This window comes from Arthrobacter sp. P1_B4 (assembly GCF_056406555.1).
Genome location: NZ_JBFTZW010000011.1, coordinates 31264 through 56922, shown reverse-complemented (window position 1 = coordinate 56922; position 25659 = coordinate 31264). Strand labels below are relative to the sequence as shown.

General features: G+C 67.7%; 23 protein-coding genes and 1 riboswitch. Of the genes, 9 read left to right on the top strand and 14 right to left on the bottom strand.

Annotation, left to right across the window (positions count from 1 at the left end):
• Positions 1–11: 11 nt before the first annotated feature.
• From AC1D1W_RS07265 to AC1D1W_RS07235, 7 genes are all read right to left on the bottom strand, one after another.
• Complete coding sequence (locus tag AC1D1W_RS07265; RefSeq protein WP_476943325.1) at positions 12–1298, bottom strand: Nramp family divalent metal transporter; 1287 nt, start codon at positions 1296–1298, stop codon at positions 12–14.
• A gap of 167 nt (positions 1299–1465) precedes the next feature.
• Positions 1466–2242 carry a class I SAM-dependent methyltransferase gene (locus tag AC1D1W_RS07260; RefSeq protein WP_243181226.1) on the bottom strand — a complete coding sequence of 259 codons (777 nt, stop codon included), beginning with the start codon at positions 2240–2242 and terminating at the stop codon, positions 1466–1468.
• Positions 2243–2323: 81 nt separating this feature from the next.
• The gene (locus tag AC1D1W_RS07255) at positions 2324–3763 is read right to left on the bottom strand and encodes an aminotransferase class V-fold PLP-dependent enzyme (protein WP_243181227.1); all 1440 of its coding nucleotides are present in this window, start codon (positions 3761–3763) and stop codon (positions 2324–2326) included.
• A gap of 34 nt (positions 3764–3797) precedes the next feature.
• Positions 3798–3911: riboswitch (SAM riboswitch) on the bottom strand.
• A gap of 77 nt (positions 3912–3988) precedes the next feature.
• Positions 3989–4819 carry a histidinol-phosphatase gene (gene hisN, locus AC1D1W_RS07250; protein ID WP_028277489.1) on the bottom strand — a complete coding sequence of 277 codons (831 nt, stop codon included), beginning with the start codon at positions 4817–4819 and terminating at the stop codon, positions 3989–3991.
• Between the two features lie 76 nt (positions 4820–4895).
• Positions 4896–6011, bottom strand: coding sequence for a ribosome small subunit-dependent GTPase A (rsgA, locus tag AC1D1W_RS07245; RefSeq protein WP_079553032.1), 1116 nt, complete (start codon positions 6009–6011; stop codon positions 4896–4898).
• Positions 5995–7413 carry a 3-phosphoshikimate 1-carboxyvinyltransferase gene (aroA, locus tag AC1D1W_RS07240; RefSeq protein WP_243181228.1) on the bottom strand — a complete coding sequence of 473 codons (1419 nt, stop codon included), beginning with the start codon at positions 7411–7413 and terminating at the stop codon, positions 5995–5997. The genes rsgA and aroA overlap by 17 nt, the downstream gene beginning before the upstream one ends.
• Before the next feature lie 7 nt (positions 7414–7420).
• A complete protein-coding gene (locus AC1D1W_RS07235; RefSeq protein ID WP_476943324.1) occupies positions 7421–7969 on the bottom strand; it encodes a DoxX family protein in 549 nt (182 codons plus the stop codon).
• A gap of 248 nt (positions 7970–8217) precedes the next feature.
• Here AC1D1W_RS07235 and AC1D1W_RS07230 point away from each other — a divergent pair, with 248 nt between their 5' ends.
• Positions 8218–8970, top strand: a complete 753-nt coding sequence (locus AC1D1W_RS07230) for a sigma-70 family RNA polymerase sigma factor (protein ID WP_156945176.1) — start codon at positions 8218–8220, stop codon at positions 8968–8970.
• Positions 8967–9227, top strand: a complete 261-nt coding sequence (gene rsrA, locus AC1D1W_RS07225; RefSeq protein ID WP_018775287.1) for a mycothiol system anti-sigma-R factor — start codon at positions 8967–8969, stop codon at positions 9225–9227. Before AC1D1W_RS07230 ends, rsrA begins: the two co-directional genes overlap by 4 nt.
• Positions 9228–9324: 97 nt before the next feature.
• Here rsrA and AC1D1W_RS07220 read toward each other — a convergent pair whose 3' ends face one another.
• From AC1D1W_RS07220 to AC1D1W_RS07200, 5 genes are all read right to left on the bottom strand, one after another.
• Positions 9325–9399 (bottom strand): 50S ribosomal protein bL37, encoded by a 75-nt coding sequence (locus tag AC1D1W_RS07220; protein WP_104061284.1) that lies wholly within the window; start codon positions 9397–9399, stop codon positions 9325–9327.
• A gap of 114 nt (positions 9400–9513) precedes the next feature.
• Positions 9514–10152 (bottom strand): PadR family transcriptional regulator, encoded by a 639-nt coding sequence (locus AC1D1W_RS07215; RefSeq protein ID WP_028277494.1) that lies wholly within the window; start codon positions 10150–10152, stop codon positions 9514–9516.
• Positions 10152–10979, bottom strand: a complete 828-nt coding sequence (locus AC1D1W_RS07210; protein ID WP_243181229.1) for a DUF4097 family beta strand repeat-containing protein — start codon at positions 10977–10979, stop codon at positions 10152–10154. Before AC1D1W_RS07210 ends, AC1D1W_RS07215 begins: the two co-directional genes overlap by 1 nt.
• Positions 10980–11129: 150 nt before the next feature.
• Positions 11130–11729, bottom strand: a complete 600-nt coding sequence (locus AC1D1W_RS07205; RefSeq protein ID WP_028277496.1) for a GDSL-type esterase/lipase family protein — start codon at positions 11727–11729, stop codon at positions 11130–11132.
• A 112-nt stretch (positions 11730–11841) separates the two neighbouring features.
• On the bottom strand, positions 11842–15648 hold the full coding sequence (locus AC1D1W_RS07200; protein WP_243181230.1) for a multifunctional oxoglutarate decarboxylase/oxoglutarate dehydrogenase thiamine pyrophosphate-binding subunit/dihydrolipoyllysine-residue succinyltransferase subunit: 3807 nt from the start codon (positions 15646–15648) through the stop codon (positions 11842–11844).
• 365 nt (positions 15649–16013) lie between these two features.
• On the opposite strand from AC1D1W_RS07200, the gene AC1D1W_RS07195 reads away from it, so the two are divergent.
• The 6 genes from AC1D1W_RS07195 (at position 16014) to AC1D1W_RS07170 (ending at position 23114) form a co-directional block, all read left to right on the top strand.
• Positions 16014–17492 (top strand): GuaB1 family IMP dehydrogenase-related protein, encoded by a 1479-nt coding sequence (locus AC1D1W_RS07195; RefSeq protein ID WP_243181231.1) that lies wholly within the window; start codon positions 16014–16016, stop codon positions 17490–17492.
• A 318-nt stretch (positions 17493–17810) separates the two neighbouring features.
• Positions 17811–19148 (top strand): hemolysin family protein, encoded by a 1338-nt coding sequence (locus tag AC1D1W_RS07190; protein ID WP_028277498.1) that lies wholly within the window; start codon positions 17811–17813, stop codon positions 19146–19148.
• Positions 19145–20209, top strand: coding sequence for a hemolysin family protein (locus AC1D1W_RS07185; protein WP_028277499.1), 1065 nt, complete (start codon positions 19145–19147; stop codon positions 20207–20209). The genes AC1D1W_RS07190 and AC1D1W_RS07185 overlap by 4 nt, the downstream gene beginning before the upstream one ends.
• Before the next feature lie 177 nt (positions 20210–20386).
• Entirely contained in the window at positions 20387–21361 is a 975-nt protein-coding gene (locus tag AC1D1W_RS07180) for a metal ABC transporter solute-binding protein, Zn/Mn family (RefSeq protein WP_243181232.1), read from the top strand.
• Between the two features lie 49 nt (positions 21362–21410).
• The gene (locus AC1D1W_RS07175; protein WP_243181233.1) at positions 21411–22226 is read left to right on the top strand and encodes a metal ABC transporter ATP-binding protein; all 816 of its coding nucleotides are present in this window, start codon (positions 21411–21413) and stop codon (positions 22224–22226) included.
• Positions 22227–23114, top strand: coding sequence for a metal ABC transporter permease (locus AC1D1W_RS07170; RefSeq protein ID WP_243181234.1), 888 nt, complete (start codon positions 22227–22229; stop codon positions 23112–23114).
• Between the two features lie 123 nt (positions 23115–23237).
• Here the strand turns inward: AC1D1W_RS07170 and AC1D1W_RS07165 are convergent, their stop codons facing one another.
• Complete coding sequence (locus AC1D1W_RS07165; protein ID WP_223916071.1) at positions 23238–23699, bottom strand: Fur family transcriptional regulator; 462 nt, start codon at positions 23697–23699, stop codon at positions 23238–23240.
• A gap of 132 nt (positions 23700–23831) precedes the next feature.
• On the opposite strand from AC1D1W_RS07165, the gene AC1D1W_RS07160 reads away from it, so the two are divergent.
• The gene (locus tag AC1D1W_RS07160) at positions 23832–24488 is read left to right on the top strand and encodes an MBL fold metallo-hydrolase (protein ID WP_243181235.1); all 657 of its coding nucleotides are present in this window, start codon (positions 23832–23834) and stop codon (positions 24486–24488) included.
• Between the two features lie 61 nt (positions 24489–24549).
• Here AC1D1W_RS07160 and cds1 read toward each other — a convergent pair whose 3' ends face one another.
• On the bottom strand, positions 24550–25650 hold the full coding sequence (gene cds1, locus AC1D1W_RS07155; RefSeq protein ID WP_243181236.1) for an L-cysteine desulfhydrase Cds1: 1101 nt from the start codon (positions 25648–25650) through the stop codon (positions 24550–24552).
• Between the last annotated feature and the right edge of the window lie 9 nt (positions 25651–25659).

Sequence of the window (25659 nt, the reverse complement as noted above, 5' to 3'; positions counted from 1 at the left end):
TAAGCCTACCGTCAGCTGCCTCCGGAGAAAGTGAGCGACAGCAGGACCAGGTTAAGGGCCACGACGAGCACCACGCTGATGATGGCGGCGACTCGGAGGGCCGGGCCGTCGGCGAACCGGCCCATCAGGGCTTTGTTGCTGGTCAGCACCACCAGCGGGACCAGGACAAAGGGAATCCCGAAGCTGAGGACCACCTGGCTCAGGACGAGCGCCCAGGTGGGGTCGAAGCCCACCGCCAGCAGCACGACGGCGGGGATGAGGGTCACGACGCGCCGGGCCATGACGGGGATCCGGATCTTGAGCAGGCCCTGCATGATGGTGCCGCCGGCATAGCAGCCCACTGAGGTCGATGCCAGGCCGGAGGCGAGCAGCCCGACCGCGAAGATCACGCCGACGATCGGACCGAGATTGGCGGTGATGGCGGCGTGCGCGCCCTCGATCGTGTCCGTGCCTTCTTCGCCGCCGAGGGTGGAGGCGGCCAGGAGCAGCATGCCGATGTTGACCAGTCCGGCGATCGCGAGGGCGGCCACGACGTCGAACCGGGTGGCCCGGACCAGGCGCGCGATGGCCGCCGGGGGAACATGCAGGTGTTCGTCCGGCCGGTGCCGGTCCCGGGACAGGGCCGAGTGGACGTAGATGGCGTGCGGCATGACGGTGGCCCCGAGCATGCTGGCGGCCAACAGGACGGTGTCCGGTCCCTGGAAGCCGGGCATGAGCCCGGCCAGGGCGGCTCCCGGATCGGGCGGGCTGATGAAAAGCCCGGCCAGGAAGCCGACTGTGATGATGCCGAGCAGGAACATGATGATGAATTCGAACGGCCGCTGTTTCTGCCGGGCCTGGACCGCGAGCAGGAGCATCGACACGGCGCCGACAATCAGGGCGCCAAGGGGGAGGGGCAGGCCGAAAAGCAGGTACAGGGCGATTGCGCCGCCCACCACCTCCGCGAGATCGGTGGCGGCGGCGACAACTTCGGCCTGCACCCAGAAGGCGCGGCGCCAGAACGGCTTGAGCCGTTCACCAAGGATCTCCGGAAGGCTCTTGCCCGTGACGATCCCGAGCTTGGCGGACTGGTACTGGACGAGGACGGCCATGACGTTGGCGGCCACGAGGACCCACACGAGCAGGTAGCCGTACTGCGCTCCGGCGGTCAGGTTGGCGGCCACGTTTCCGGGGTCCACGTAGGCGATCGACGCCACGAAGGCCGGTCCCAACAGGCCGATCAGCGCCCTCCGGGCACCCGGGTGTTTGTAGGTGGGGGCGTCCTGCGCCGGTTGCCCGTGTCCCGTTAGCTCCAGCACTGCCAGCTCCTGTGATTGGCGCGTCGGCGTTGACGCGATGATCGGCGCCGGCCGGAAAACAGCCGGTGTCAAAGTTTCGTGTGCCTATAAGAAATTATTAGGCATACCGAAACAATAGGCCTGGCGGGCGCTGCGTGCAATCCGGGGGAATCCGGGGTGAGCGTGCATCAGGCCCGGAAGGCCCGCCACGTCTGGGTCAGGTAGGGCAGCCGGAGCACCTCGCCTGGGGTGTGCCCCAGGTGCTCGTGCAGGTACCAGGCGAGGTTGGCTGTGACCTTGGCCCGGGTGGAGTCCGATGCCGCGAGATAGTAGCTGCGGGACTTGGCCAGCTCCTGGATGTCCTCCGCCGTGACGGAATCCTCCCAGCGCGTCAGGTGGCTCTCCAGTCCGGTGAACTCGGGGCCCACGGCCGGACGGAAGTGTGGCTTGTGGACGTCCCCGGCGTGCATGATCCGGGAGAGCCGGTGCACCCAGGGCACGCTGGTGTCCAGCTGGTTCCAGATCAGGCCCAGCACGCCGTGCGGCCGCAGGATCCGGGCAATCTCGGCGCAGGCCAGGCCTGGGTCGCACCAGTGCCACGCCTGGGCAACCGTGACCAGGTCAAAGGACTCCGGCTCGAGACCGGTGTCCTCGGCGCTGCCCTCGATGGCGGTGACGTCCGGCAGGGTCCGGCGCAACTGCTCAAGCATGTCGGCAGAGGGGTCCACGGCCACCGTGGCCAGTCCGCGTTCTGCCAAAAGGGAAGTGAACTTCCCGGTGCCCGCGCCAATGTCCGCGGCGTCCCTGGCTCCCGCCCGGACCAGCCAGTCGGCCGACTCCTGCGGATAGCCGGGGCGGACGCGTTCATAGTGCTCGCCGCCGTCCTGGAAGCTTTGTCCGAGTTCCTGGCGCCGCTCGCTGTGCAGCTTCGGTCCGCTGTGGAGCCTGGGTCCGGCGCTTGCCACGTGCGATCTCCTTCGGGAAGGTCCTGCTTGTTACAGATACCTTTCGAATTTACCGCACCCGCGCCGGGCCCCGGTCCTGCGCTAGTCGAGGGTGCAGGGCGCAGCGCCGGCCGTGCCCGGGGTGTTCGGCGCCCAGTGGGGGTAGCTGCGGGTATCGTTGGCCGGCACCCAGCGCCCGGCGTCCACCACGTAATCCCAGCCGAGTCCGTTTTGCCGCAGCTGCTGCAGGCCGGCCAGCAGGCGTTCGGCGTCCTCCAGTCGTGAGCCGAGGCCGAAGCTGGCCCGCAGGGAGCCGGCGGGCAGGCCGAGCCGCTTGAGCAGCGGGTGGGCGCAGAAGCGGCCGTCGCGCAGGCCAATGCCGTGTTCGGCCGACAGGTAGGCGGCCACCAGTCCGGCGTCGTAGCCTGCCACGGAAAAGTTCACGACGCCGATCGTGCCGGTGTCCGGCTGATCGCCTCCAGTGGAAGAAGCGGAGGAAGAATCGGAAGCAGAATCGGCAAAGATCCGGTGCACGGTTACCCCTTCGATGCCCTGGAGGCCCTCGACGAGGAAGGACCGGATGGCGTCCTCGTGGGCCTGCCACTGCTCCGGGTCCAGGGCTGCAATGACCTGGGTGGCGCGGGCGAGGGCCGCCGCACCGAGGACGTTCGGCGAGCCGCCCTCGTGCCGGGCGGGTCCTGTGGTCCAGCTGACGGAGTCGAGCCGGGCATCGCGGACCGCGCCGCCGCCGGCCAGGTGCGGGGTGCCGGCGTCGAGCCAGTCCGTCCGTCCCACCAGCACGCCGGCGCCGAACGGGGCGTACAGCTTGTGCCCCGAGAAGGCGAGGTAATCGACGTCGTCCGCGGCGATATTGATCCGCCGGTGCGGGGCGAGCTGCGCGGCGTCGACAACGATCCTGGCGCCGTATTCGTGCGCCAGTGCGGCCAGGGTCCGGATGGGGAGGATCTCCCCGGTGACGTTGGAGGCGCCGGTGACGGCCAGCAGGCTGACGCCGCCGCGGGCGAGTTCGTCGCGCAGGCGGTCCACGGTGGCCGCGAGGGTGGCGGCGGCCACGACGCTGCGGTGCGGGACATTCTGCCAGGGCAGGAGGTTGGCGTGGTGTTCGATGTCGAGGTAGAGGACCTCGCCCGCGGGCCGCCCGTCGCGCAGCGGCAGGCAGCCGGCCAGCAGGTTCAGGGAATCGGTGGTGTTGCGCGTGAAGATCACGGAATCGCCGGGCCGGCCGCCCACGAAGTCCCGCACGATGTCCCGGGCGTTCTCGTAGACGGAGGTGCTGATCTGCGATGCGTAGCCGGCCCCGCGGTGCACGCTTGCGTAGTACGGCAGGATTTCGTTCAGGTATGCCGAGACCACGGACAGGGCCGGGGCGGAGGCGCCGTAGTCGAGGTTGGCGTAGCGCGCGTGGCCGCCGGTGATCAGCGGGGCCTGGATTTCGGCCCCGGTGACGGCTGCCAGCGGGCGGGCCGCGAGGGCAAGCCGTGCATGGAATTCAGGGGCAACGGGGAAAATGGCAGTTGTCATGGGACCTCACTCGAACAGGACCCCACACCGTGGGAATCCGCGCTTGCCGGGTCCGTTCCGGACCGGCCAGGTCGTCACCCGGGGCACCCCACCGCGACTGGAGGGTTGCCGGCCAGCAAACCGGGGTTTAGCGCTGGCACTCGTGACCTGCATCGAGCGTAGGACATTGGCGCAGCCGGGGAAAAGGCGGCCGCCGATTGTGAAGCGGATTATTACGGGCGCGGATCAGTTGTTCGGGTGGGCCTGGAAGAGGTCGTCGAGTCCGGGGTTGAGCCGCTTGAGCACTTCCGAGTGCAGGATCGAATTGGTGGCCAGGGCGTTGCCCCCGAAGGGGCCGTCCTCGCCTTCGAGCGAGGTGAAGCGGCCGCCGGCCTCGGTCACGATCGGCACCAGGGCGGCCATGTCGTAGAGATTCAGCTCGGGTTCGCAGGCGATGTCCACGGCGCCCTCGGCCACGAGGCAGTACGACCAGAAGTCACCGTAGGCGCGGGTCCGCCACACTTCCTCGGTCAGGCCCAGGAACTCATCCAGGTTCCCGCGTTCCTTCCAGCCGCCAAGGCTGGAGTAGGACAGCGACGCGTCCTCGAGATTGGAGACGTTGGATACCTTCAACCGTGTGGCGGCGGCGAGCGAGCGGCCGGTGTAGGCGCCTGCACCCTTGGCGGCCCACCAGCGCTTGCCCAGTGCCGGCGCGCTGACGACGCCGACCACCGGCTCGCCCTCATCGACGAGGGCGATCAGGGTGGCCCAGACCGGGACGCCGCGGACAAAGTTCTTCGTGCCGTCGATCGGGTCGATGATCCACCGGCGGGAACCGTGGCCCGAGCTGCCGAACTCTTCGCCCAGGACCGCGTCACGCGGACGTGACCGGGAGAGCTGGCCGCGGATGGCCTCTTCCGCGGACTTGTCGGCATCGGTGACGGGTGTGAGGTCGGGCTTCGTCTCGATCCGAAGGTCGAGCGCCTTGAAGCGGCTCATGGTCTGGGAATCGACCGAATCTGCCAGTACATGGGCAAGGCGCAGGTCATCGTTGTAGCTCGAAGCGGGTTGGCTCATGGTTCCAAACTACCGTCAAACCGGGCTGCCGGGCGGGAGGCCGCGGCTCGGCGCCGCCGCCCCGTTGCCGGTCCGGCTAGGAGACGGTGCCCAGTTCCTTGGTTTCCTGCGCTTCCATCCGCGGGTCAGTGCCCAGCAGCCGGCGCAGGGACGCGAGCCTGGCCGGTCCCGAGGGCCCCGCGTGCCCGGCCGCAACCCACTTGTCGACCCCGCAGTTGACGGCGGTGGAGTCATGCTTGCAGCCGCGTTCGCAATCATCGGTGCCCGGTTCCAGGTCCGGGAAGGAACGCAGGATCCGGTCCGGGTCCACGTGGGCCAGGCCGAAGGACCGGATGCCGGGGGTGTCGATGATCCAGCTCCCGGCCGGGGCATCGTTGACTTTGAGCGCCAGTGCCGACGAGGACGTGTGGCGGCCGCGGCCGGTGACCGCGTTCACGCCTCCCGTGGCCCGCTCGGCCCCGGTCAGGGCGTTGACCATGGTTGACTTGCCGACGCCGGAGTGGCCCAGCATCACGGTGACCTTGCCGTCGAGGTAGTCGCGCAGCTGGGATACCGCGTCCTTGTCGAGCCGGGCGGAGAGCCCGTCGTCGGAGCGGGCGTCGATGCCGGAAGCGGCGGAGTCGGCGGTCTTGGAGATGATGACGGGGAAGTCGAGGTGCTGGTAGTTGGACAGCAGCTCGGCGGGATCCTTGACGTCGGCCTTGGTGACGAGCAGCAGCGGTTCGATGCCGGCGTCGTACGCGGCGACCAGTGCGCGGTCGATGAAACCGGTCCGCGGCTCGGGGTTGGCGGCGGCGACCACCACCACCAGCTGGTCGGCGTTGGCCACGACGGCACGTTCGATCGGGTCCGTGTCGTCGGCGCTGCGGCGCAGCAGCGTCTTGCGGTCCTGGATCTTGACCAGCCGCGCCAGGGTGTCGGGCTCGCCGGTGACGTCCCCGACGAGGGAGACGAAATCGCCGGCAACCACCGGGTTGCGGCGCAGCTCCCGGGCACGGGCCGCGATGATCTTGCGTTCGTCCGCGGTCCCTTCGCCGACGACGGCGGTGTAGCGGCCGCGGTCAACGGTGATGATGCGTCCGGTGACGGCGTCGTCGTAGCTGGGCCGGTCCTTGGTGCGGGGCCGGGTGCCCTTCTTGTTCGGCCGGATCCGGACGTCGGACTCGTCCCAGGAATCAGTGCTGCGTGCCACCGGCGGTGTCCTCATCTGCGGCGGGTCCCTGGGCCAGCATCGCTTCCCAGAGTTGCGGGAAATCGGGCATGGTCTTGGCCGTGGTTGCGATGTCCTCGACTTCCACGCCGGCTACGGCAAGGCCGAGGATGGCGCCGGCGGTTGCCATGCGGTGGTCGGCGTAGCTGTGCACCACACCGCCGTGCAGCGCGGCCGGGCGGATGATGAGGCCGTCGGGGGTTTCTTCGGCGTCGCCGCCGAGGCGGTTGATTTCGGCGACGAGGGCGGCGAGCCGGTCCGTTTCATGGCCGCGGAGGTGGGCGATGCCGCCCAGCCGTGAGGGGCCGGTGGCGAGGGCGCACAGCGCGGCTACGGTGGGGGCGAGTTCGCTGGTCTCGTCGAAGTCGCCGCCCTTGATCTCCGGCCCTCCGCTGACGGTCAGGGTGCCGCCGTCAACCGTCACCGTGGCGCCCATAGCGGTCAGGATTCCGCGCCAGAGATCACCCACCTGGGTGGTTTCCGCGGGCCAGTTCGGGATCCGCACGGTGCCGCCGGTGGCCAGGGCCGCCGCGAGGAAGGGTCCGGCGTTCGAGAGGTCCTGCTCGATCCGGACGTCGAAGGCGCGGATCGGGCCGGGGGAGACAACCCAGTGGTTCGGCACCGAGTCGTCGACCGCCACGCCCACGCCGCGCAGCACGGCCACGGTCATGTTGATGTGGTCCAGGCTCGGCACGGGCTTGCCGACGTGTTCGAGGTGGAGTCCCTCGGTGAAGCGCGCCCCGGCCAGCAGCAGGGCGGAGACGAACTGGGACGAAGCGCTGGCATCAATGACCAGGTGGCCGCCGCGCACCTCGCCCGAGCCGTGCACCGTGAACGGCAACGACGACGCCGGACCGCCGTCGGGCGCGGTCACCGCCACACCCAGGCCGGCGAGAGCCTCGATAATGGTGCCCATGGGGCGTTTGCGGGCGTGGGGGTCGCCGTCGAAACGGGACTCACCGCGGCGCAGCGCGGCCACCGGCGGCACAAAGCGCATGACCGTGCCGGCCAGGCCGCAGTCGATCGCCGTGTCCGCCGCCGCGGCATCCATGCTGATCGGGACGATTTCCAGGTCGGGGCCGAAGGCGCCGTCGCCGGGCACTTCCGTGACGGTGGCCCCCAACTGCCGCAGGGCCTCAATCATCAGCGCGGAATCCCGGGAGTGCAGGGGAGCCCGCAGCCGGGAAGGTCCGTCCGCGAGGGCGGCGAGCACGAGGTACCGGTTGGTCAGGGACTTGGATCCGGGAACGGTGACAGTGGCATCGACCGGCCGTGCGGCGAAGGGGGCGGGCCAGTGCGTACCGGCGTCGGCTGCATGGGGACCGGCTGCATGGGCGCCGGCAGGGTGGGACGGGGCAGCTGCAGAGGGGGTGGTGCCAGTCATTACCGTCTTAGGCCCCGGCAGAGTGGTCTACGGCCTTGCGGACGACTTTGTCGGCCTTCTTCAGCTGCTTGTTGGTGGTCTTGCGGGCATCGGCGGCGAGGTGTCCGGCGCTCTTCTTGGCATCGGCGGCCAGGTGCCCGGCGCGCCAGGCCAGGCTGGGCTTGCCGGCGGTATCGACCGCGGCGAGGAGCACGCCGCCGGTGAGGGAGACGTTTTTCAGGAGCTGTTTGCGGCGGGCGTCGCGGGCTTCCTTCGAGGAGATGTCCGCGCTGCGCCATTCGACGTAGCCGTTCAGGAGCGAAATGACGGCGAGCAGGGTGGCCGCCAGCCGGGCGGACTTGCCGAGGGCGAAGCAGACGCCGGCACCGATCTGGATGCCGCCGATCACGCGTGCCACGACTTTCTCATTTGGCTGGAACGGCAAGGCGTCGGCCGCACGCCGCAACAGGGGGGACAGCTGGGCCGCAGTGTCATCCGCGTTCTTGAGCTTGTCCATGCCGGCGAGGACGAAACTGGAGGCGAGCATGGGCCGGGCGAGAAAGCGGACAAACGACATGAATTTCCTCCTGGATGGACGAACAGCGGCTTCACTGCGGGAGAACCGGTTCTAGTCTTGCACTTTTGCGGAATATTTGCCCGCAGGACGTGGTTGTGAAAGGCAGATCCCAGCAGGCTAACGAAGGCGGAGATTTGACTCTGGTCAAAGACAGGGCGGAACCGGAAGCCGGTTCCGGGCAATCATGGACCCTCGCGCTTCCRTCGGTTCCGGGTGCCCGGCGGAAGGTGACAGTAGACTTGAACGCAATGAGCACCATGGACCCGGCCGTTGCGGCCATGCACGAGGTTGCCGGAAACGACGCCACGCCCACCAAGACACCTGATGCCGGCACGCCCGCCGCTTTGGAGACCGAGGTGGACGGGAAGCCCCTTGATGTCTCCACCGAGTCCGCGGAAGAGCGCCGGGTGCGCTTTGAGCGTGACGCCATGCAGTACGTGGACCAGCTGTATTCGGCGGCCATGAGGATGGCCCGGAACCCCTCCGACGCCGAGGACCTGGTCCAGGAGGCGTATACGAAGGCGTTTTCCGCGTTCCACCAGTACAAGCCCGGAACCAATCTGAAGGCCTGGCTGTACCGCATCCTCACCAACACGTACATCAACCTGTACCGGAAGCGTCAGCGCGAGCCGCTGCAGTCGAATTCGGACACCATCGAGGACTGGCAGCTGGCCCGCGCCGAGTCGCATACGTCCTCGGGACTGCGTTCGGCGGAGGCTGAGGCCCTGGACCACCTGCCCGACTCGGATGTGAAGCGCGCCCTCCAGTCGATTCCGGAGGAATTCCGGCTGGCCGTGTACTTCGCCGACGTCGAGGGTTTCGCGTACAAGGAAATTTCGGACATCATGAACACCCCCATCGGGACCGTCATGTCGCGGCTGCACCGCGGCCGGAAGATGCTGCGGGACATGCTGGCGGACTATGCCGCCGAACGAGGATTCAGGGCCGCCACCGAGTCAAGCGCCGCGGCCGACAGCAACAAACAGGAGAACAGGAAATGAGCGACTGCCAGGGACTGGGCGATTGCGATGACGCCCGGATGCAACGTATCTATGAATATCTGGATGGTGCGCTCACGCGTGCAGACATCGCAGAGATCAAGGACCACCTGGACAGTTGCCCGGAGTGCCTGGAGCAGTACGACCTCGAATGTGTCATCCGCGTGATGGTCAAGCGTTCGTGCACGGAAGCAGCTCCGGAAAACCTCAAGAACTCCATCCTGGACCGGATTCACTCGATCCGGACAGTGGAAGCGTGAGCCGGACCAGGGAAGCCTGAGCCGACATAAACGAATGACCCCGGAATCCGTGAGGATTCCGGGGTCATTCGTTTAAAGCTGTCATTCCAAGCTTTGCTTAGGCGTTGGGGCGCTTACCGTGGTTCGCGCCGCCACGCTTACGGTCACGACGTTTACGTGCACGTTTGCTCATAGCTGGCCTCCTTAATCTTGGTACTCAAAAGAGCTGCCCTCAAGTCTCCCACATCGCGGCACCCGCCGCGAACCGGAGGCCCGTGCTACGGGCCGCGGCCGGTCCGGCCCGGCCTCAGCCCTCCAACGAATTTCGGATCGAGATCCGGGCCTGGTCCAGCACGGTCCTGACCGTTTCGAGCGTGACGGCGGTAACCGGACGGCTCCCGGCATGACGGCGCAGTTCCACCCGCATGTCGTCCCGGAACGCCTGCACCAGCATTTCCGCCTCCTTCAGCCGCCGTTCGCCCTCCGGGGAGTACCGCGGGCTTCCCGCGCCGCCGGCAGTGCCCGTCCCGCCGGCAGAACCGGCGGCGCGGGCCGAGGTCCGGGCCGCCTCCGCCGTGGCCGCAAGGTCGGCCCGGAGGCCGCGCATGTTGACGCGGATGTCCTGGCGCAGGTTGTCGGCAAGCCGGCGGACCGACGCCGAGATGTCGTTCTCGACGCCGGCGAGTTCGTCCCGCCGGCGGTTCAGTTCCGTGAGGCCGGCCGGAGTGATGCTGTAGTTGGTGCGGCGGCCTTCCGTGCGGGTGGCGACGAGCCCTTCCTCTTCGAGCTTGCCCAGGCGCGGGTAGATGGTTCCGGCACTGGGGGAGTACGTGCCGCCGAAACGCTCGCTGAGCGCCTTGATCAGCTCGTAGCCGTGCTTGGGGCCCGATTCGAGCAGGGCGAGCAGGTACAGCCGCAGCGCCCCGTGGGCGAAGACGGGAGGCATCAGAGGGCCGTTTCGGTGTCCGGGCTGGGCTGGCCGTGGAAGAGCGACGTTTTTCCGGAGACCGAGTTGGTCCGGACCAGCATCAGCTTGGCGTCCGGTCCCGCAATGGTCTGCACCGTGCCGCCGGGCTGGACGTACCTCGTGTCATCGATGACCACCGCGCCGCTGGCGGACTTGGCCACGATGTCCACCCCGACGTCGTGCGGCAGCCGGATGGTGACGTCGCCGGAGACCGAATTGGCGCCAAAGTCATGGGTGAAGCCGTGCAGGTCGAAGTTCAGGTCGCCGCTGACGGTGTTCGCCCGGATGTTGCTGAATTCGCCCGAGGCCGTCACTTCACCGGAGACGCTCTTGGCGGTCAGGACGCCGCGGTGGTTGCGGGCAATCACCTCGCCGCTGACAGTGTTGACGGACAGGTTGCCGGCGGTGCCGTCGGCCAGCACGGATCCCGAGACGGTGTTGAGCCGGGTGTGGCCGCTGAGCCCGGAAACCATGCCGTCGCCACTCACCGTCCCGGCCTCGACCTCGACGCCGGCCGGCAGGGCGATGCTGATGACCACCGAGTTGCTGCTGCCGTTGTTGACGGTGCTCATCAGGTTCTTGAACCAGCCCTGCGGGCCGTGCAGCTGGTGGCGGACTTCCAGGCGGCCGTTGACGATCGAAACCGACAGGGGATCGCCTTCGATTTCGGAGACCTCGATCCTGGCAACGTCCTCGTCATGGGTGACGACGTCGAAGCGGCCGCGGACAATCCCGAGTTTGAGGGAGTGGACGCCGTCGACGTCGATGGTCTGCGGGCCGGTCACGGTCCACGTGTTCTCTGACATGGTTCCTCCGGAAAGGCGAAAGGGGCTGGGCAACTAACGATATATCGCGACTATGAAGTCACGATATATCGCGCTTGCCGGCAGGTCAAGATATATCGCGAAATCCCCTGGAGGGTGGGACCCGGCGCGACCGGTTGCCTGCTTACCCGCCTATTCCGGAGTGTCCAGGCCCAGCCACTGGAACCAGCCGCGGTGCAGCACGAGCCAGGCCATGAGGCCATAGCCGGCCTGGCCGGGCGTGCCGCCGTTGGCCGCGAGGTCCTGGCGCCACTGCTCGTGGTTCAGCAGCGGCGAGAACGTGTCGACATAGAGGTGCTTCCGGCGCGTCGTGACGTCGGCGAAGGCGGTGTTGAGCTCGCCGAGCCTGCGGTTCTGTGCGGGGTCGAGCGTGGGCGGCGGGCCCACGACGAAGACCTCGATCTTGTTCTGGGAGGCGGAGTCCAGGATGTTGGCCAGGTTCAGGCGGCTTCGGGCAGTGGACAGGCCGAACTCAATGTCGCGTCCTGACAGGCCGATCACCAGGCGGTTTTCGTGGTGGTTGCCGAATCGTCGGCCCGACTCCTCGAGCCAGCGGGCTGCAAGGCCCTCGGTGCCCTCTTCGGGGCATGGCAGGGAGTAGCACTCCAGGGCCACGCTGTCCTGCGGCGTGCGGGCCAGGACCCGGCCCAGCCAGCCCAAGGCGCGCGGATCACCAAGCCCGGCCAACAGCTCGTCCCCAACGGCTGCGATCCGCAGCTTCCGATCTTCCACGACTACCTCTTCACTTCAACGCTGTCCATCAAGCTGACCACTAATAGTCCATTAAACAGAACCGCCCGGCCGGAGTGTTGTTGTTTCAGTCTCCGGCCGGGCAGTAATGCCGCTATTTACGAGCGAATGCCTGCTTGAGCAGGGAGTCCTGTTCTGCCGCGTGGCGCTTCATCGACCCTGCCGCGGTGGAGGCCGAGGCGGGGCGGGAGATGAGGCGGACCCGGCGGTCCAGGGCGTCCGGCAGGTTCAGGCCGATGAACGGCCACGGACCCTGGTTGGCCGGTTCATCCTGCGCCCAGACCACTTCGGCGTTCGGGTACTTGGCCAGCTCCGCGGCGATCTCGTCGGCCGGCAGCGGGTACAGCTGCTCGACGCGGACGATCGCCGTGGTCTTGTTCTCGGTCTTCTGCCGGGTGGACAGCAGATCGTAGTACAGGCGTCCGGAGACCAGCAGCACGCGTTCGACGGCGTCGGCCTGCAGCTGCGCGTGTTCCGGAATGACCGGGCGGAACGAGCCGGTGGTGAAGTCCTCCACGGAGGACGCGGCGGCCTTGAGGCGGAGCAGCTGCTTGGGCGTGAAGATGATGAGCGGCTTGCGCGGCCTGCTGTACGCCTGGCGGCGCAGCAGGTGGAAGTGCGAGGCCGACGTCGTGGGGTTGGCCACGATCATGTTCTCTTCGGCGCACATCTGCAGGAAGCGCTCGATGCGGGCGGAGGAGTGGTCCGGGCCCTGGCCCTCGTAGCCGTGCGGCAGCATGAGAACCAGCGAGGACCGCTGGCCCCATTTCTGCTCGGCCGAGGAGATGAACTCATCGATGATGGTCTGCGCGCCGTTGACGAAGTCACCGAACTGCGCTTCCCAGAGCACCAACGCATCCGGGCGTTCCACCGAGTATCCGTATTCGAAGCCCATGGCGGCGTATTCGGAGAGCAGCGAATCGTAGATCCACAGCTTCGCCTGGTCATCCGAGAGGTGGGACAGCGGAAGCCACTCGTCGCCGTTGGCGCGGTCGTGGAAGACGGCGTGGCGCTGCACGAAGGTGCCGCGGCGCGAGTCTTGGCCTGCGAGCCGGACGGGGACGCCTTCCATGATGAGCGAACCGAACGCGGCCAGTTCACCGAAGCCCCAGTCGATGCCGCCTTCGCGGGACATCGCCTCACGCTTCTCCAGCAGCTGCTTGAGCTTGGCGTGGACGGTGAAGCCGTCCGGGATATCGGTGTGGGCCTTGCCGATGCGGGCCAGGGTCTCCGCGGAGATCGCGGTGGATACCGGCGCGCTGACGCCGGAATCGGACTGCTGGGCCATCGGGCGTTCCAGGTCCGACACCGCGGCCGAATCGGCCGTGATGATCGGGATCGGGGACGTCTGGGCCGCGTGGGTTTCCGCGAAGACGCGTTCCAGGCGTTCCTGGTAGTCCCGCAGCAGCTGCTCGGCTTCTTCCTCGGTGATGTCACCGCGGCCGATCAGTGATTCGGTGTACAGCTTGCGGACCGAGCGCTTGGCCTCGATCAGGTTGTACATCAGCGGCTGGGTCATCGAGGGGTCATCGCCCTCGTTGTGGCCGCGGCGGCGGTAGCAGACCATGTCGATGACAACGTCCTTGTGGAACCGCTGACGGAACTCGTAGGCAAGCTGCCCGATGCGGACCACGGCCTCCGGGTCGTCGCCGTTCACGTGGAACACCGGTGCCTGGATCATCTTGGCGACGTCAGTGGAGTACGTGGAGGAACGCGAGGACGACGGTGCAGTGGTGAAGCCGACCTGGTTGTTGACCACGATGTGGATGGTGCCGCCGGTGCGGTACCCGCGCAGCTGGGAGAGGTTGAGCGTTTCCGCGACCACGCCCTGGCCCGCGAAGGCGGCGTCGCCGTGCACCATGATCGGCAGCACGGGGAACGCCTCGCCCTGGTCCAGGCGGTCCTGCTTGGCACGGACGATTCCTTCGAGGACGGAATCGACGGCCTCAAGGTGGGACGGGTTCGCGGCGAGGTAGACCTTGGTCTCCTTGCCGTTGTCCGAGGTGAAGGTGCCCTCGGTGCCCAGGTGGTACTTGACGTCACCGGAGCCCTGCACGGAGCGCGGGTCCTGGGTGCCTTCGAATTCGCGGAAGACCTGCGCGTAGGTCTTGCCCGCGATGTTGGTCAGCACGTTGAGCCGGCCGCGGTGGGCCATGCCGATCGCCACTTCGTCGAGTTCGTCGTCGGCGGCGTCGGAGATGATCGCGTCCAGCAGCGGGATCAGGGACTCGCCGCCCTCGAGTGAGAAGCGCTTCTGGCCGACGAACTTCGTCTGCAGGAAGGTCTCGAAGGCCTCGGCGGCGTTGAGCTTGGAGACGATGCGCAGCTGCTCGTCGCGGCTCGGCTTCGAGTACGGGTGCTCCAGCTGGTCCTGGAACCACTTGCGCTCGGCCGGGTCCTGGATGTGCATGTATTCGATGCCGGCGGTGCGGCAGTAGGCATCACGGAGGACGCCGAGGATGTCGCGGAACTTGAGCATCGGCCTGCCGCCGAAGCCGCCGGTGGGCCACTCGCGGTCCAGGTCCCACAGGGTCAGGCCGTAGGTCAGGACATCGAGGTCCGGGTGCTTGCGCTGGACGTACTCGAGCGGATCGGTGTCCGCCATGAGGTGGCCGCGCACGCGGTAGGCGTGGATCAGCTGCTGGATCCGGGCGACCTTGTTGATCTCGTCGGCCGGGTCCACCTGCAGGTCGGGGCTCCAGCGCACGGGCTCGTAGGGGATGCGCAGGGACTCGAAGATCTCGTCGTAGAAGTTCTGTGCGCCCAGCAGCAGCTGGTGCACGAGCTTGAGGAACTCGCCGCTGCCGGCACCCTGGATGACGCGGTGGTCATAGGTGGACGTCAGCGTGAGGACCTTGCTGATCGCGTTCTGCGCGATGATCTTCTCGCTGGCACCCTGGAACTCGGCCGGGTAGTCCAGTGCGCCGACGCCGATGATGGCGGCCTGGCCCTTGGACAGGCGCGGGACCGAGTGGACGGTGCCGATGCCGCCGGGGTTGGTCAGGGACACGGTGGTGCCGGAGTGGTCGTCCGCGGTCAGCTTGCCGTTGCGGGCACGCTTGATCAGGTCCTCGTAGGTGTGCCAGAACTCGGAGAAGTTGAGGGTCTCCGCCTTCTTGATGTTCGGGACCATGAGCAGGCGGGTGCCGTCGGGCTTGGGCATGTCGATCGCGATGCCGAAGTTCACGTGCGCCGGCTGGACAGCCACCGGCTTGCCGTCGATCTCGTCGTAGTAGACGTTCATCGACGGGAACTGGGACAGGGCGCGGATGACGGCGTAGCCGATCAGGTGCGTGAAGGAGACCTTGCCGCCGCGGGCGCGGGCCAGGTTGGAGTTAATGACCACGCGGTTGTCGATCAGGAGCTTCGCCGGGATGGCGCGCACGCTCGTGGCGGTCGGCACTTCCAGGCTGGTGACCATGTTCGAGGCGATCGCCTTGGCCGGGCCGCGCAGGACCGAGACGACGTCTTCTTCGGGAGCCGTCGGGGCCTTGAGGTTCTTGGGCAGCTGCGCCGGGATCGGCGCGGTGCCGGGGCCGGCGTCGGAAGTCTTGGAGCCGTCCCGGGCGACGGTGGCCGGGGCTTTCTTGGCGGCGGGCGCAGCCGGGGCGGCGGGGGCTGCGGGCGCAGCCGTGGCGGCGGGGGCGGCGGGCGCAGGTGCAGCCGGAGCGGCGGCGGGCGCTACAACGGGAAGTTCACGGGTGGCAGGATGCACAGCTGTCGCGGTGCCGGACGTTCCGTTGGCGGGAGAGGCGTCACTAGCTTCAAAGGATTCGAACAGGGGCCACCACTTGGAGTCGACCGTGTTCTTGTCCTGCTGGTAACGCTCATACAGTTCGTCAACGAGCCACTCGTTTCCGCCAAATTCCTCTGGTAGACGGTGGCTAGGCTGCTCTGGCACTTGAAATACGCCTCTTCCGTGAGTTTGATTCCCTCTGGCTTCCACGGTGCCTCGGCACAACGATTGAGCCAGTCTCTGCGTCCAGTGAACCCAGACCCATGCCAGTCTAGTGAGGATTCTTGCCAAACCGCCAATAAGCGTGACCCAAATCATGATCCGCCCCGGCAGCCGCCGAATTGCGGTGAAGAAGAGTTGCAGAATCGGCCCCGGATGCGGCCCTCATGCGGTGCCCTGCGCGAGGCCGGACGCGGTGCTGGCCCCGGCGCCGGAGGCGGTGCCGGCCCCGCCGGAAACCCACCTAGAATGCAGTGAGAACCCGTTTGTCGCCGACGGTGCCAGCTGCGGGTGCCAGCAAAGGAGCAGCAGTGCGTTTCCTGAATGAGCCCACCGCCGATCTGACCTACTCGGACCTCTTCCTGGTCCCGTCCCGGTCCGATGTCACCTCCCGCCTGGACGTCGACCTCGCGGCCGACGACAGGACCGGCTCCGCGATCCCGCTGGTGGCGGCGAACATGACGGCGGTCACGGGGAAGCGGATGGCCGAGACCATGGCCCGCCGCGGCGGCCTTGGCGTCCTGCCGCAGGACGTCCCGCTCGACGTCATCCGTGACGTCACGGCCTGGATCAAGGGACGCCACCCGGTCCTGGAAACCCCCGTCACGCTCGCGCCCACGGACACCGTCATTGATGCCCTCCACCTGATGGGCAAGCGGCCGCACGGGGCCGTTGTGGTGGTGGACGACTCCGGCGCGGTCACCGGTGTTGTCCGGGCCACCGACTGCGAGGGCCAGGACCGTTTCGCGTCCCTGGCCTCCGTCATCCGCCACCAGCCGCTGGTGCTCGACGCCGGACCGCTCGCCGGCGGATTGTTTGGGGGCGGGTCGGCGGCCGATGCTGCGCAGGCCCTCCGCGGCGCCTTTGAGGCGATGGACGCCGCCGGAACCGACTACGCACCGGTGCAGCAGGACGGGGTCCTGGCCGGCGTGCTCACCCGTAAGGGCGCCCTGCGCGCCACGCTCTACCGGCCGTCCCTGGACGACGAGGGCAGGCTGAAGGTCGCCGCCGCCGTCGGAATCAACGGGGACGTGGCCGGGCGGGCCGCCGAATTGCTGGCGGCCGGCGTCAACGTGCTGGTCCTCGACACCGCGCACGGGCACCAGCAGAAAATGTTCGACGCCCTCGCCGCCGTGAAGGGTCTCAACCCCGGCGTGCCGGTAGTCGCCGGCAACGTCGTCACCGGCGAGGCAACGCGTGAGCTCATCGAGGCCGGGGCGGACATCGTCAAGGTCGGCGTGGGTCCGGGCGCCATGTGCACCACGCGCATGATGACGGCCGTGGGCCGCCCGCAGTTCAGCGCCGTCCTGGAATGTTCCGCCGCGGCCCGGGAAGCGGGCGGCCGGGTGTGGGCCGACGGCGGGGTCCGCTACCCGCGCGACGTCGCGCTGGCCCTGGCCGCCGGGGCCAGCCAGGTCATGATCGGCTCCTGGTTCGCCGGTACGCACGAGAGCCCCGGGGACCTGCAGCTCGACGCCTCGGGCCGGCAGTACAAGGAGAGCTTCGGCATGGCGTCCGCCCGGGCGGTGCAGAACCGCAACCAACGCGAGGGCGCCTTCGAAAAGGACCGCAAGGCCCTCTTCGAGGAAGGCATCTCCACCTCCCGCATGTACGTCGACGCGGCCCGGCCCGGCGTCGAGGACCTGCTGGACATGATCACCGCGGGCTTGCGCAGTTCCATGAGCTACGCCGGCGCTGCCGATCTCGCCGCTTTCCGGGAACGCGCCGTGGCAGGCATCCAGTCCGCGGCCGGGTACGAGGAGGGCCGGCCCGTCCCGCAGAGCTGGTGAATCCGGCGCGGCCGGGGACGCGGGCGGTCGGGGGCTGGCGGCGGTTGCTCCTGTAGACTGAACTTCTTATGGACAGTAAATCTAGGTGCCGGCCTGGGGGCTGTCAGCGGAGTACGGAAACCGTGCCCGCCCAGTCCACCCGCAGAGCCGGCAAACCCCGTTCACGTGCCCATCATTCTCCGGCCGCACGCCATTCCGGAGCTTTCCAGGAAACAGGGTCGGCCGCCGCCGACCATCCTCCGCCAGACCGGGCCTTCCCGCATTTGCGTCCCCTGACGCGTCACGTGCCATGCGCTGCTGCGGAAGCAGGCCGCTGACATGGAATGGCTACTCCTCGCAGCAGGCCTCCTGCTCATCCTCGGCACCGGCTTCTTTGTCGCCGTGGAATTTTCCCTGGTCGCCCTGGACCAGGCCACTGTGCAGCGCGCCGTTGACACCGGCGACACCGCCGCCGAGCCGTTGCTCAGATGTCTCAAGTCACTCTCCACCCAGCTTTCCAGCTGCCAGCTGGGCATCACCATGACCACGCTGCTGACCGGCTATGTCATGGAACCGTCCGTGGGCAAGCTGCTCGAAGGCCCCCTCACCGCGCTCGGTGTCCCGCCGGCGGCGGCTGCCTCGCTGTCCCTGGTCCTGGCAATGGCGGTGGCCACCCTGCTCTCCATGGTGATCGGCGAACTGGTGCCCAAGAACATGGCCATCGCGCTGTCCTTCCCGATCGGCAAGGCCGTCGCCCGGCCCCAGCTGGTGTTCACCGCTATCTTCAAGCCCGCCATCGTGGTGCTCAACGGCTTCTCCAACAAGGTCCTCAACGTCTTCGGCCTGGAGGCCAAGGAGGAAATCTCCGGCGCCCGCACCCCGGCCGAGCTGGCCTCGCTGGTGCGCCGCTCCGCGGCCATGGGCACCCTCGACGCCGGAACGGCCAACTTCATCGCCCGAACCCTGAAGTTCTCCGGGCGGACCGCCGCGGACGTCATGACCCCCCGCATCCGCGTGGAGACCATCGACGCCGACCAGCCCGTCTCGGATATCGTCGAGGCCGCCAAGCGCACCGGATATTCCCGGTTCCCCGTGATCGGCGAGTCCTCCGATGACATCCGCGGCGTGGTCCACATCAAGAAGGCCATTGCCGTGCCCGCGGACCGCCGCGCCAAGCTGCAGGCGGGGGCCATCATGACCGACGTGCTCCGGGTCCCCGAAACCATCCACCTTGACGCCCTCCTCGCCGAACTGCGCGAGGGCAACCTGCAACTGGCCGTAGTCCTGGATGAATACGGTGGAACCGCTGGCATCACCACGCTGGAGGACCTCGTGGAGGAAATCGTCGGGGAAGTGGCCGATGAGCATGACAAGGTCCGGCCCGGCCTGCTCCAAAGCGCCTCCGGGGACTGGTACTTCCCGGGCCTGCTCCGGCCCGATGAACTCTCCGAACAGATCCCGGGCCTGACCGTGCCCGACGAGGCTGCCTACGAAACGGTGGGAGGCTACGTCATGAGCCAGCTCGGCCGCATCGCGGCAGTCGGCGACACGGTCGACGTCGTCGGCGGGACACTCAGCGTGACACGCATGGACGGCCGCCGGATCGACCGGATCTGTTTCCGGCCCATCCGCGTGTCCGGCGACGGCCAGCCCGCCAGCCAGGCAGGTGCCGCATGAGCGACTGGGCAGGAATCCTCTGGCTTGCGTTCCTCCTGGTGGGCAACGCCTTCTTCGTGGCCGCCGAATTCGCCGTCATGTCGGCCCGCCGCAGCCAGATCGAGCCGCTGGCCGAGGCAGGTTCCAAGCGCGCCCAGACCACACTGCGGGCGATGGAAAACGTTTCCCTCATGCTCGCCTGCGCCCAGCTCGGCATCACCGTCTGCTCGCTGCTGATCCTGCAGGTGGCCGAGCCCGCGATCCACCACCTCCTGGCCGTGCCGCTGGAAGCGGTGGGCGTCCCCGAGGAGGTCGCGAACATTGTGGCCTTCGCCGTCGCCCTGCTGTTGGTGACGTTCCTGCACGTCACGTTCGGGGAAATGGTGCCCAAGAACATCTCCGTGTCCGTCGCGGACAAGGCGGCGCTGCTGCTGGCGCCGCCGCTGATGTTCATCGGGCGGCTCGTCAAGCCCGTCATTGCGGCGCTTAACTGGTCCGCGAACCACATCCTGAAGCTGATGCGGATTGAGCCGAAGGACGAGGTGACCTCCACCTTCACCCTTGAAGAAGTGCAGTCGATCGTGCAGGAATCCACCCGCCACGGACTCGTGGACGACGACGCCGGACTCATCACCGGAGCGCTCGAGTTCTCCGAACACACCGCGTCCCGTGTGATGGTTCCGCTGGGCAAGCTCGTCATGCTCAAGGCGGCCACCACTCCGGTCGAATTCGAAAAGGCAGTGAGCCGGACCGGGTTCTCGCGCTTCCCGATGCTCGACGACGACGGCATGCTGGCCGGCTACCTCCACATCAAGGACGTGCTGTCCATCCCGGACGCCGGGTACCACCAGCCCATTGCGGAAAGCCGCATCCGGTCGCTGGCGAACCTCGCCATGGACGACGAAATCGAGCAGGCCATGTCCGTCATGCAGCGCACGGGTTCGCACCTGGCCCGCGTGATCGGACCCGACGGGCTGACCCAGGGCGTGTTGTTCCTCGAAGACGTGATCGAGCAGCTCGTCGGCGAAATCCGGGACGCGACGCAGGCCACCGGCTACCGCAGGCTGGGCCAGGACCAGTAAGGGACAGCCCAATAACGGGCAGCCCAGTAAGTGGCAGCCCAGCAGCGGATGGGGCAGCTGCGGCCGGGCATTGGCGGGGCACGCCGTGTATCCCTAAATAGGAATGATTCCTATTTAGGGATACACTCGGGCTGTTGCTATTGCTCCTGATTCTCAATAACAGATCCGAGGTTTTCCGTGCGTCGTCCCGCTGCCCGAGTCCTGCTGGCTGGTCTTGCCGGCCTGGGCCTCCTGCTCACCGCGTGCAGTCCGACGTCCGGCAGCCTGCGGGGGACCGCGGGGGACGGCATGGTCAACGTCGTCGCATCCACCAGCGTGTACGGCGACATCGTCTCCAGCATCGGCGGCGACAAGGTCCGGGTCAGCTCGATCATCAACCGCACCAGCCAGGACCCGCACTCGTACGAGGCGACCACGCAGGACAAGCTGGCCGTCTCCAAGGCCGAGCTGGTGGTGGAGAACGGCGGGGGATACGACGCCTTCATGGACACGCTGGCGACCGACACCGGACTGGACCGCGGCAGCGTCATCAGCGCCGTGGACGTTTCAGGCCTTGTCTCCGAAAGCGCTGCCAGCGAAAGCCCGGCAGCGGCGAGCCCCGACTCCGCCGGCCACACCCACGGGTCCACGGGGCTGAACGAACACGTCTGGTACAGCCTGCCTGCCATGTCCCGCCTCGCGGACGCCGTCGCCGAGAAGCTGGGCTCGCTGGAACCGGCCTCGGCGCAGACGTTCCGGAGCAACGCGGCGGCCTTCAAGGACTCGCTCGGAGGCCTGGAAGCGAAGCTCGCCGCCATCAAGTCCTCGGCGGGCCACGCGCCCGTGGCCGTCACCGAGCCCGTACCGCTTTACCTGCTCGAGGACGCCGGACTGGAGAACGAGACCCCGGCCGAGTACACGGCGGCGATCGAGGAGGACGCCGACGTCCCACCCGCAGTGCTCAAGACCACCGTCGATCTCGTGGCATCCCGGGGCGTAAGGCTGCTGGCCTACAATACTCAGACCGAGGGACCGCAGACGGCGGCGGTGAAAAAGGCCGCCGAGAACGCCGGCGTCCCGGTCGTGAACTTCAGCGAGACCCTCCCGGACGGCCAGTCCTATCTGCAATGGATGACCGGAAACGTGGAGAGCATCGGCAAGGCCCTAGGATGATCGCAACAGCGGGAGCAGCCATCTCCGCGGAAAATCGAGGAAACCCCTTTTGACACCGGTAGTGAGCCTGCGCGGCGCCTCCCTGGCGTTCGGCCAACGGACTCTCTGGGAGGGCCTGGACCTGGACATCAACCCGGGTGAATTCTTTGCCGTGCTCGGGCCCAACGGCAGCGGCAAGACCACCTTCCTGAAGGTCCTGCTGGGACTGCAGGAACTGAGCACGGGAACGGCCGTGCTCGACGGCCACCCCGTTGAGCGGGGAAGCCGCCGGATCGGCTACGTGCCCCAGCAGAAATCATTCGACCCCGATACGCCCCTGCGCGCCCGCGACCTCGTGGCCCTCGGCGTAGACGGCCACCGCTGGGGCATCCGCCTCGGCAGCGCCAAGGTGAACCGTAAAGTCGATGAACTCCTGGAGCTTGTGGGCGCCACCGATTACGCCAAGGTGCCGGTGGGGCAGCTTTCCGGCGGTGAGCAGCAGCGCCTCCGCGTGGCGCAAGCCCTCGCGACCGATCCCAAGGTGCTGCTGTGCGACGAGCCGCTGCTCTCCCTTGACCTTCAGCACCAGCAGGGCGTCAGCGCGCTGATCAACAGGCAATGCCGCGACGCGGACAGCGCCGTGGTGTTCGTGACCCACGAGATCAACCCGATCATGGACTACGTGGACCGGGTCCTGTACCTGGCCGGCGGAAAGTTCCGGGTGGGCACACCCGCGGAGGTCATGACCACCGAGGTGCTCTCCGATTTGTATGACAGCCGTGTTGAAGTCATCCAGGCCAACGGCCGGCTGATCGTCGTCGGGCTGCCGGATGCCGCGACGCACCACCATCTGGACGCGCACTCAGTCGCGGGCGAGGTGGGCTAAATGGATCTGGGCGACCTGCTGCACTCAATCTTCAACTTCGAAAACTACGGCGAGCTGCTGGTCCTGGTGCAGAACTCCATCTGGGCCGGCGCCGTCCTCGGGCTGCTCGGCGGAATCATGGGCACCTTCGTGATGAAACGCGACCTCGCCTTCGCCGTCCACGGAATCTCGGAACTCTCCTTTGCCGGCGCGGCGTTCGCACTGCTGATCGGCGCCGACATCATCCTCGGCTCGCTGGCGGGATCCGTGCTGGCAGCCCTGGTGCTCGGCGTGATGGGGGTCCGCGCACGGGACAAGAACTCGATCATCGGCGTCATCATGCCCTTCGGGCTTGGCCTGGGCATCCTCTTCCTGTCCCTGTACGAGGGCCGGGCGGCCAACAAGTTCGGCCTGCTCACCGGGCAGATCGTGTCGGTCGGGACCGTCCAGCTGCAGGTCCTGGCGGTCGCCGCCGTCGTGGTGATGCTGGCGTTGGCCGCCATCTGGCGGCCGTTGACCTTTGCCAGTGTCGACCCCGACGTCGCCACCGCCCGCGGCGTCCCGGTGCGGGCCCTGGCCCTTGGGTTCATGGTGCTGCTGGGCATCAGCGTGGCGCTGTCCATCCAGATTGTCGGCGCCCTGCTGGTGCTGGCCCTCCTGATCACGCCCGCGGCGGCGGCGATGCGCGTCACGTCCTCGCCCCGGCTGGTGGTCACGCTGAGCATCGTTTTCGCGATGACGGCGACCGTCGGAGGCATCCTGCTGGCCCTCGGCGGCCGGCTGCCGATCAGCCCCTATGTGACCACGCTGTCGTTCCTGATCTACGTGGCCTGCCGGATGATCGGCAGTGCCCGGGCCAGGCGGGGGCTCAACGGGCGGGTGGTGCGGAGCGCGGGAGCTGTGGCTTAAACGCTCTCACGCCTTTGCGGCGGAATTTCCCCAGGTTAGCCGCCGGCAGCCGGCGGGTCCCTGCGCCCCGCCGGTGATTTCCGGGGTCACGAGGTCAAAGGTGGGGAATTTCAGCAGCTCCGGCTACTGGCCGGGCTGACTGGCTGTGCATTCGGGGCACAGTCCGAAGATTTCCACGGTGTGCTCCACTGCGGTGAAGCCGTGCTCATTCGCGATCCGCGCGGCCCAGGCCTCGACCGCCGGTGCTTCCACTTCCACGGCCTTGCCGCAGTTCCGGCACAGCAGGTGATGGTGGTGCCCGGTGACGGCGCACCGCCGGTACACCGCCTCGCCGTCGGCGTTGCGCAGGACATCCACCAGCCCGTCGTCGGCGAGGGACTGCAGGATCCGGTAGGAGGTCGCGAGGGACACCGCGGTGCCGCGCTCCTGGAGGATGCGGTGCAGTTCCTGGGTGCTGACGAAGTCCGCCAGGTCGTCCAAGGCGGCACTGACGGCGAGGCGTTGCTTGGTGACGCGCTGTTCCTTGCCCTGCACGGGTGCCGAGGCCGGAGTCCGGCTGCTGCCGGTGGTAGCGCCTTGGGACATCGTGGAACTCGCTTCGTCATAAGAATTTGCGGGTGGGACTCGCTAAGGGTGGCAATGTCCAAGATTACCAGCGCCCAAGATTGCCAGCACCGCTCCGTGGACACTGTGACGGCTGGTGCCTAGGCTGGCCGGATGAAGCTGACGAAATTTACTCACGCCTGTGTCCGCCTCGAACAGGACGGCCGAGTGCTGGTGTTTGACCCGGGCACCTTTTCGGAGACGGACCAGGCCTTGGCCGGAGCACATGCTGTGCTCATTACCCACGAGCACGCGGACCATGTGGACGTCGACGCCGTCGCCGCGGCGTTGCAGTCGAACACCACCCTTGAGCTTTTCGCCCCGGAGACCGTGGCCGCGACGCTCCGCGGCAAGGCGCCCGACGCCGCGAGCCGCATCCATGCGGCGGGCGCGGGCGAGGAATTTGAAACGTCGGGCTTCGCCATCAGGACCTTTGGCGGCCAGCACGCCCTCATCCATCCGCAGATCCCCGTGGTGGCCAACGTCGGCTACCTCGTCGACGGCAATGTCTACCATCCGGGGGACTCCTTCGCGATCCCCGACGGCGTCGACGTCAAGACGCTGCTGGTACCCATCCACGCTCCGTGGAACAAGGTGGGCGAAGTGGTGGATTTTGTCATCGGTGTCCGCGCACCGCAGGCCTTCCCGATCCACGACGCGCTGCTGAACGAGCTGGGCCGCGGCCTGGTGGAGGGGCACGTGACCCGGATCGGCGCCAAGTACGGCACCGAGTACCGGCACCTCTCAAGCGGCGATACAGCGGAGGTTTAGCCGCCGCGGGCGCCTTGGCGGGCTTAGGCCGGCGTACTGGCGGGCGTGCTGGCCGGCTGGCTTAGGCCGGCCAGGCGCCGGTCCGGAAGAACTCGCGCAGCACGGCCTCATGGGGTTCGGGATCCAGGCCGTGGGCCTCCAGCCACTCCGGGTTGTAGTAATTCCCGGCATAGCGGTCCCCGGCGTCGCACATCAGGGTCACAACACTGCCCCGGCGGCCCTCCGCGATCATCCCGGCGATAAGCTGCCACGCGCCCCAGAGGTTGGTCCCGGTGGACGGACCCGCGTGCAGACCGGCGTGGTCCCTCAGATGCCGCATGGCCGCCACCGAGGCGGCGTCGGGAACCTGGATCATGTGGTCGATCACGGCGGGCACAAAACTCGGCTCCATCCGCGGCCGGCCGATGCCCTCGATGCGGGAGGGCAATCCCGCCGCGGGTACGGCAGCTGTCCCGCCGTCGGGCCGGCTGTTCCGCCAGCCCGGATAGAACGCGGAATTTTCCGGGTCGACGACGGCGAGGCCCGTCTCGTAGCGGTGGTAGCGCAGGTACCGGCCAATCGTGGCGCTGGTCCCGCCGGTGCCGGCCCCGACCACCACCCAGCGGGGGACCGGGTGCTCCTCCAGCGCCAGCTGGCCGAAGATCGATTCGGCGATGTTGTTGTTCCCGCGCCAGTCCGTGGCCCGTTCGGCATACGTGAATTGGTCCATGTAGTGTCCGCCTGTGCTGCTGGCCAGATCCGCGGCGGCCTCGTAGACCTCGGAGGCGTGGTCCACCAGATGGCAGGAGCCGCCGAACTGTTCGATCAGGGCGATTTTCTCGCGGCTGGTGGTCCGGGTCATCACGGCGATGAAGGGCAGTCCCAGCAGCTGCGCAAAATAGGCTTCGGAGACGGCGGTGCTGCCGCTGGATGCCTCCACGATTGTGGTGCCTTCCCGGATCCAGCCGTTGACGAGGCCGAAGAGGAACAGGGACCGCGCCAGACGGTGCTTGAGGCTGCCGGTGCGGTGGGTGGACTCGTCTTTCAGGTAAAGCTGCACGCCCCAGTGCTCCGGGAGCGGCACCGAATACAGGTGGGTGTCGGCAGAGCGGTTGTTTTCGGCGTTGATCCGGCGGACGGCCTCGTCGGCCCAGGCCCGGTCCTGCAGGTGCGCGGTGTTCACCGCTACAGC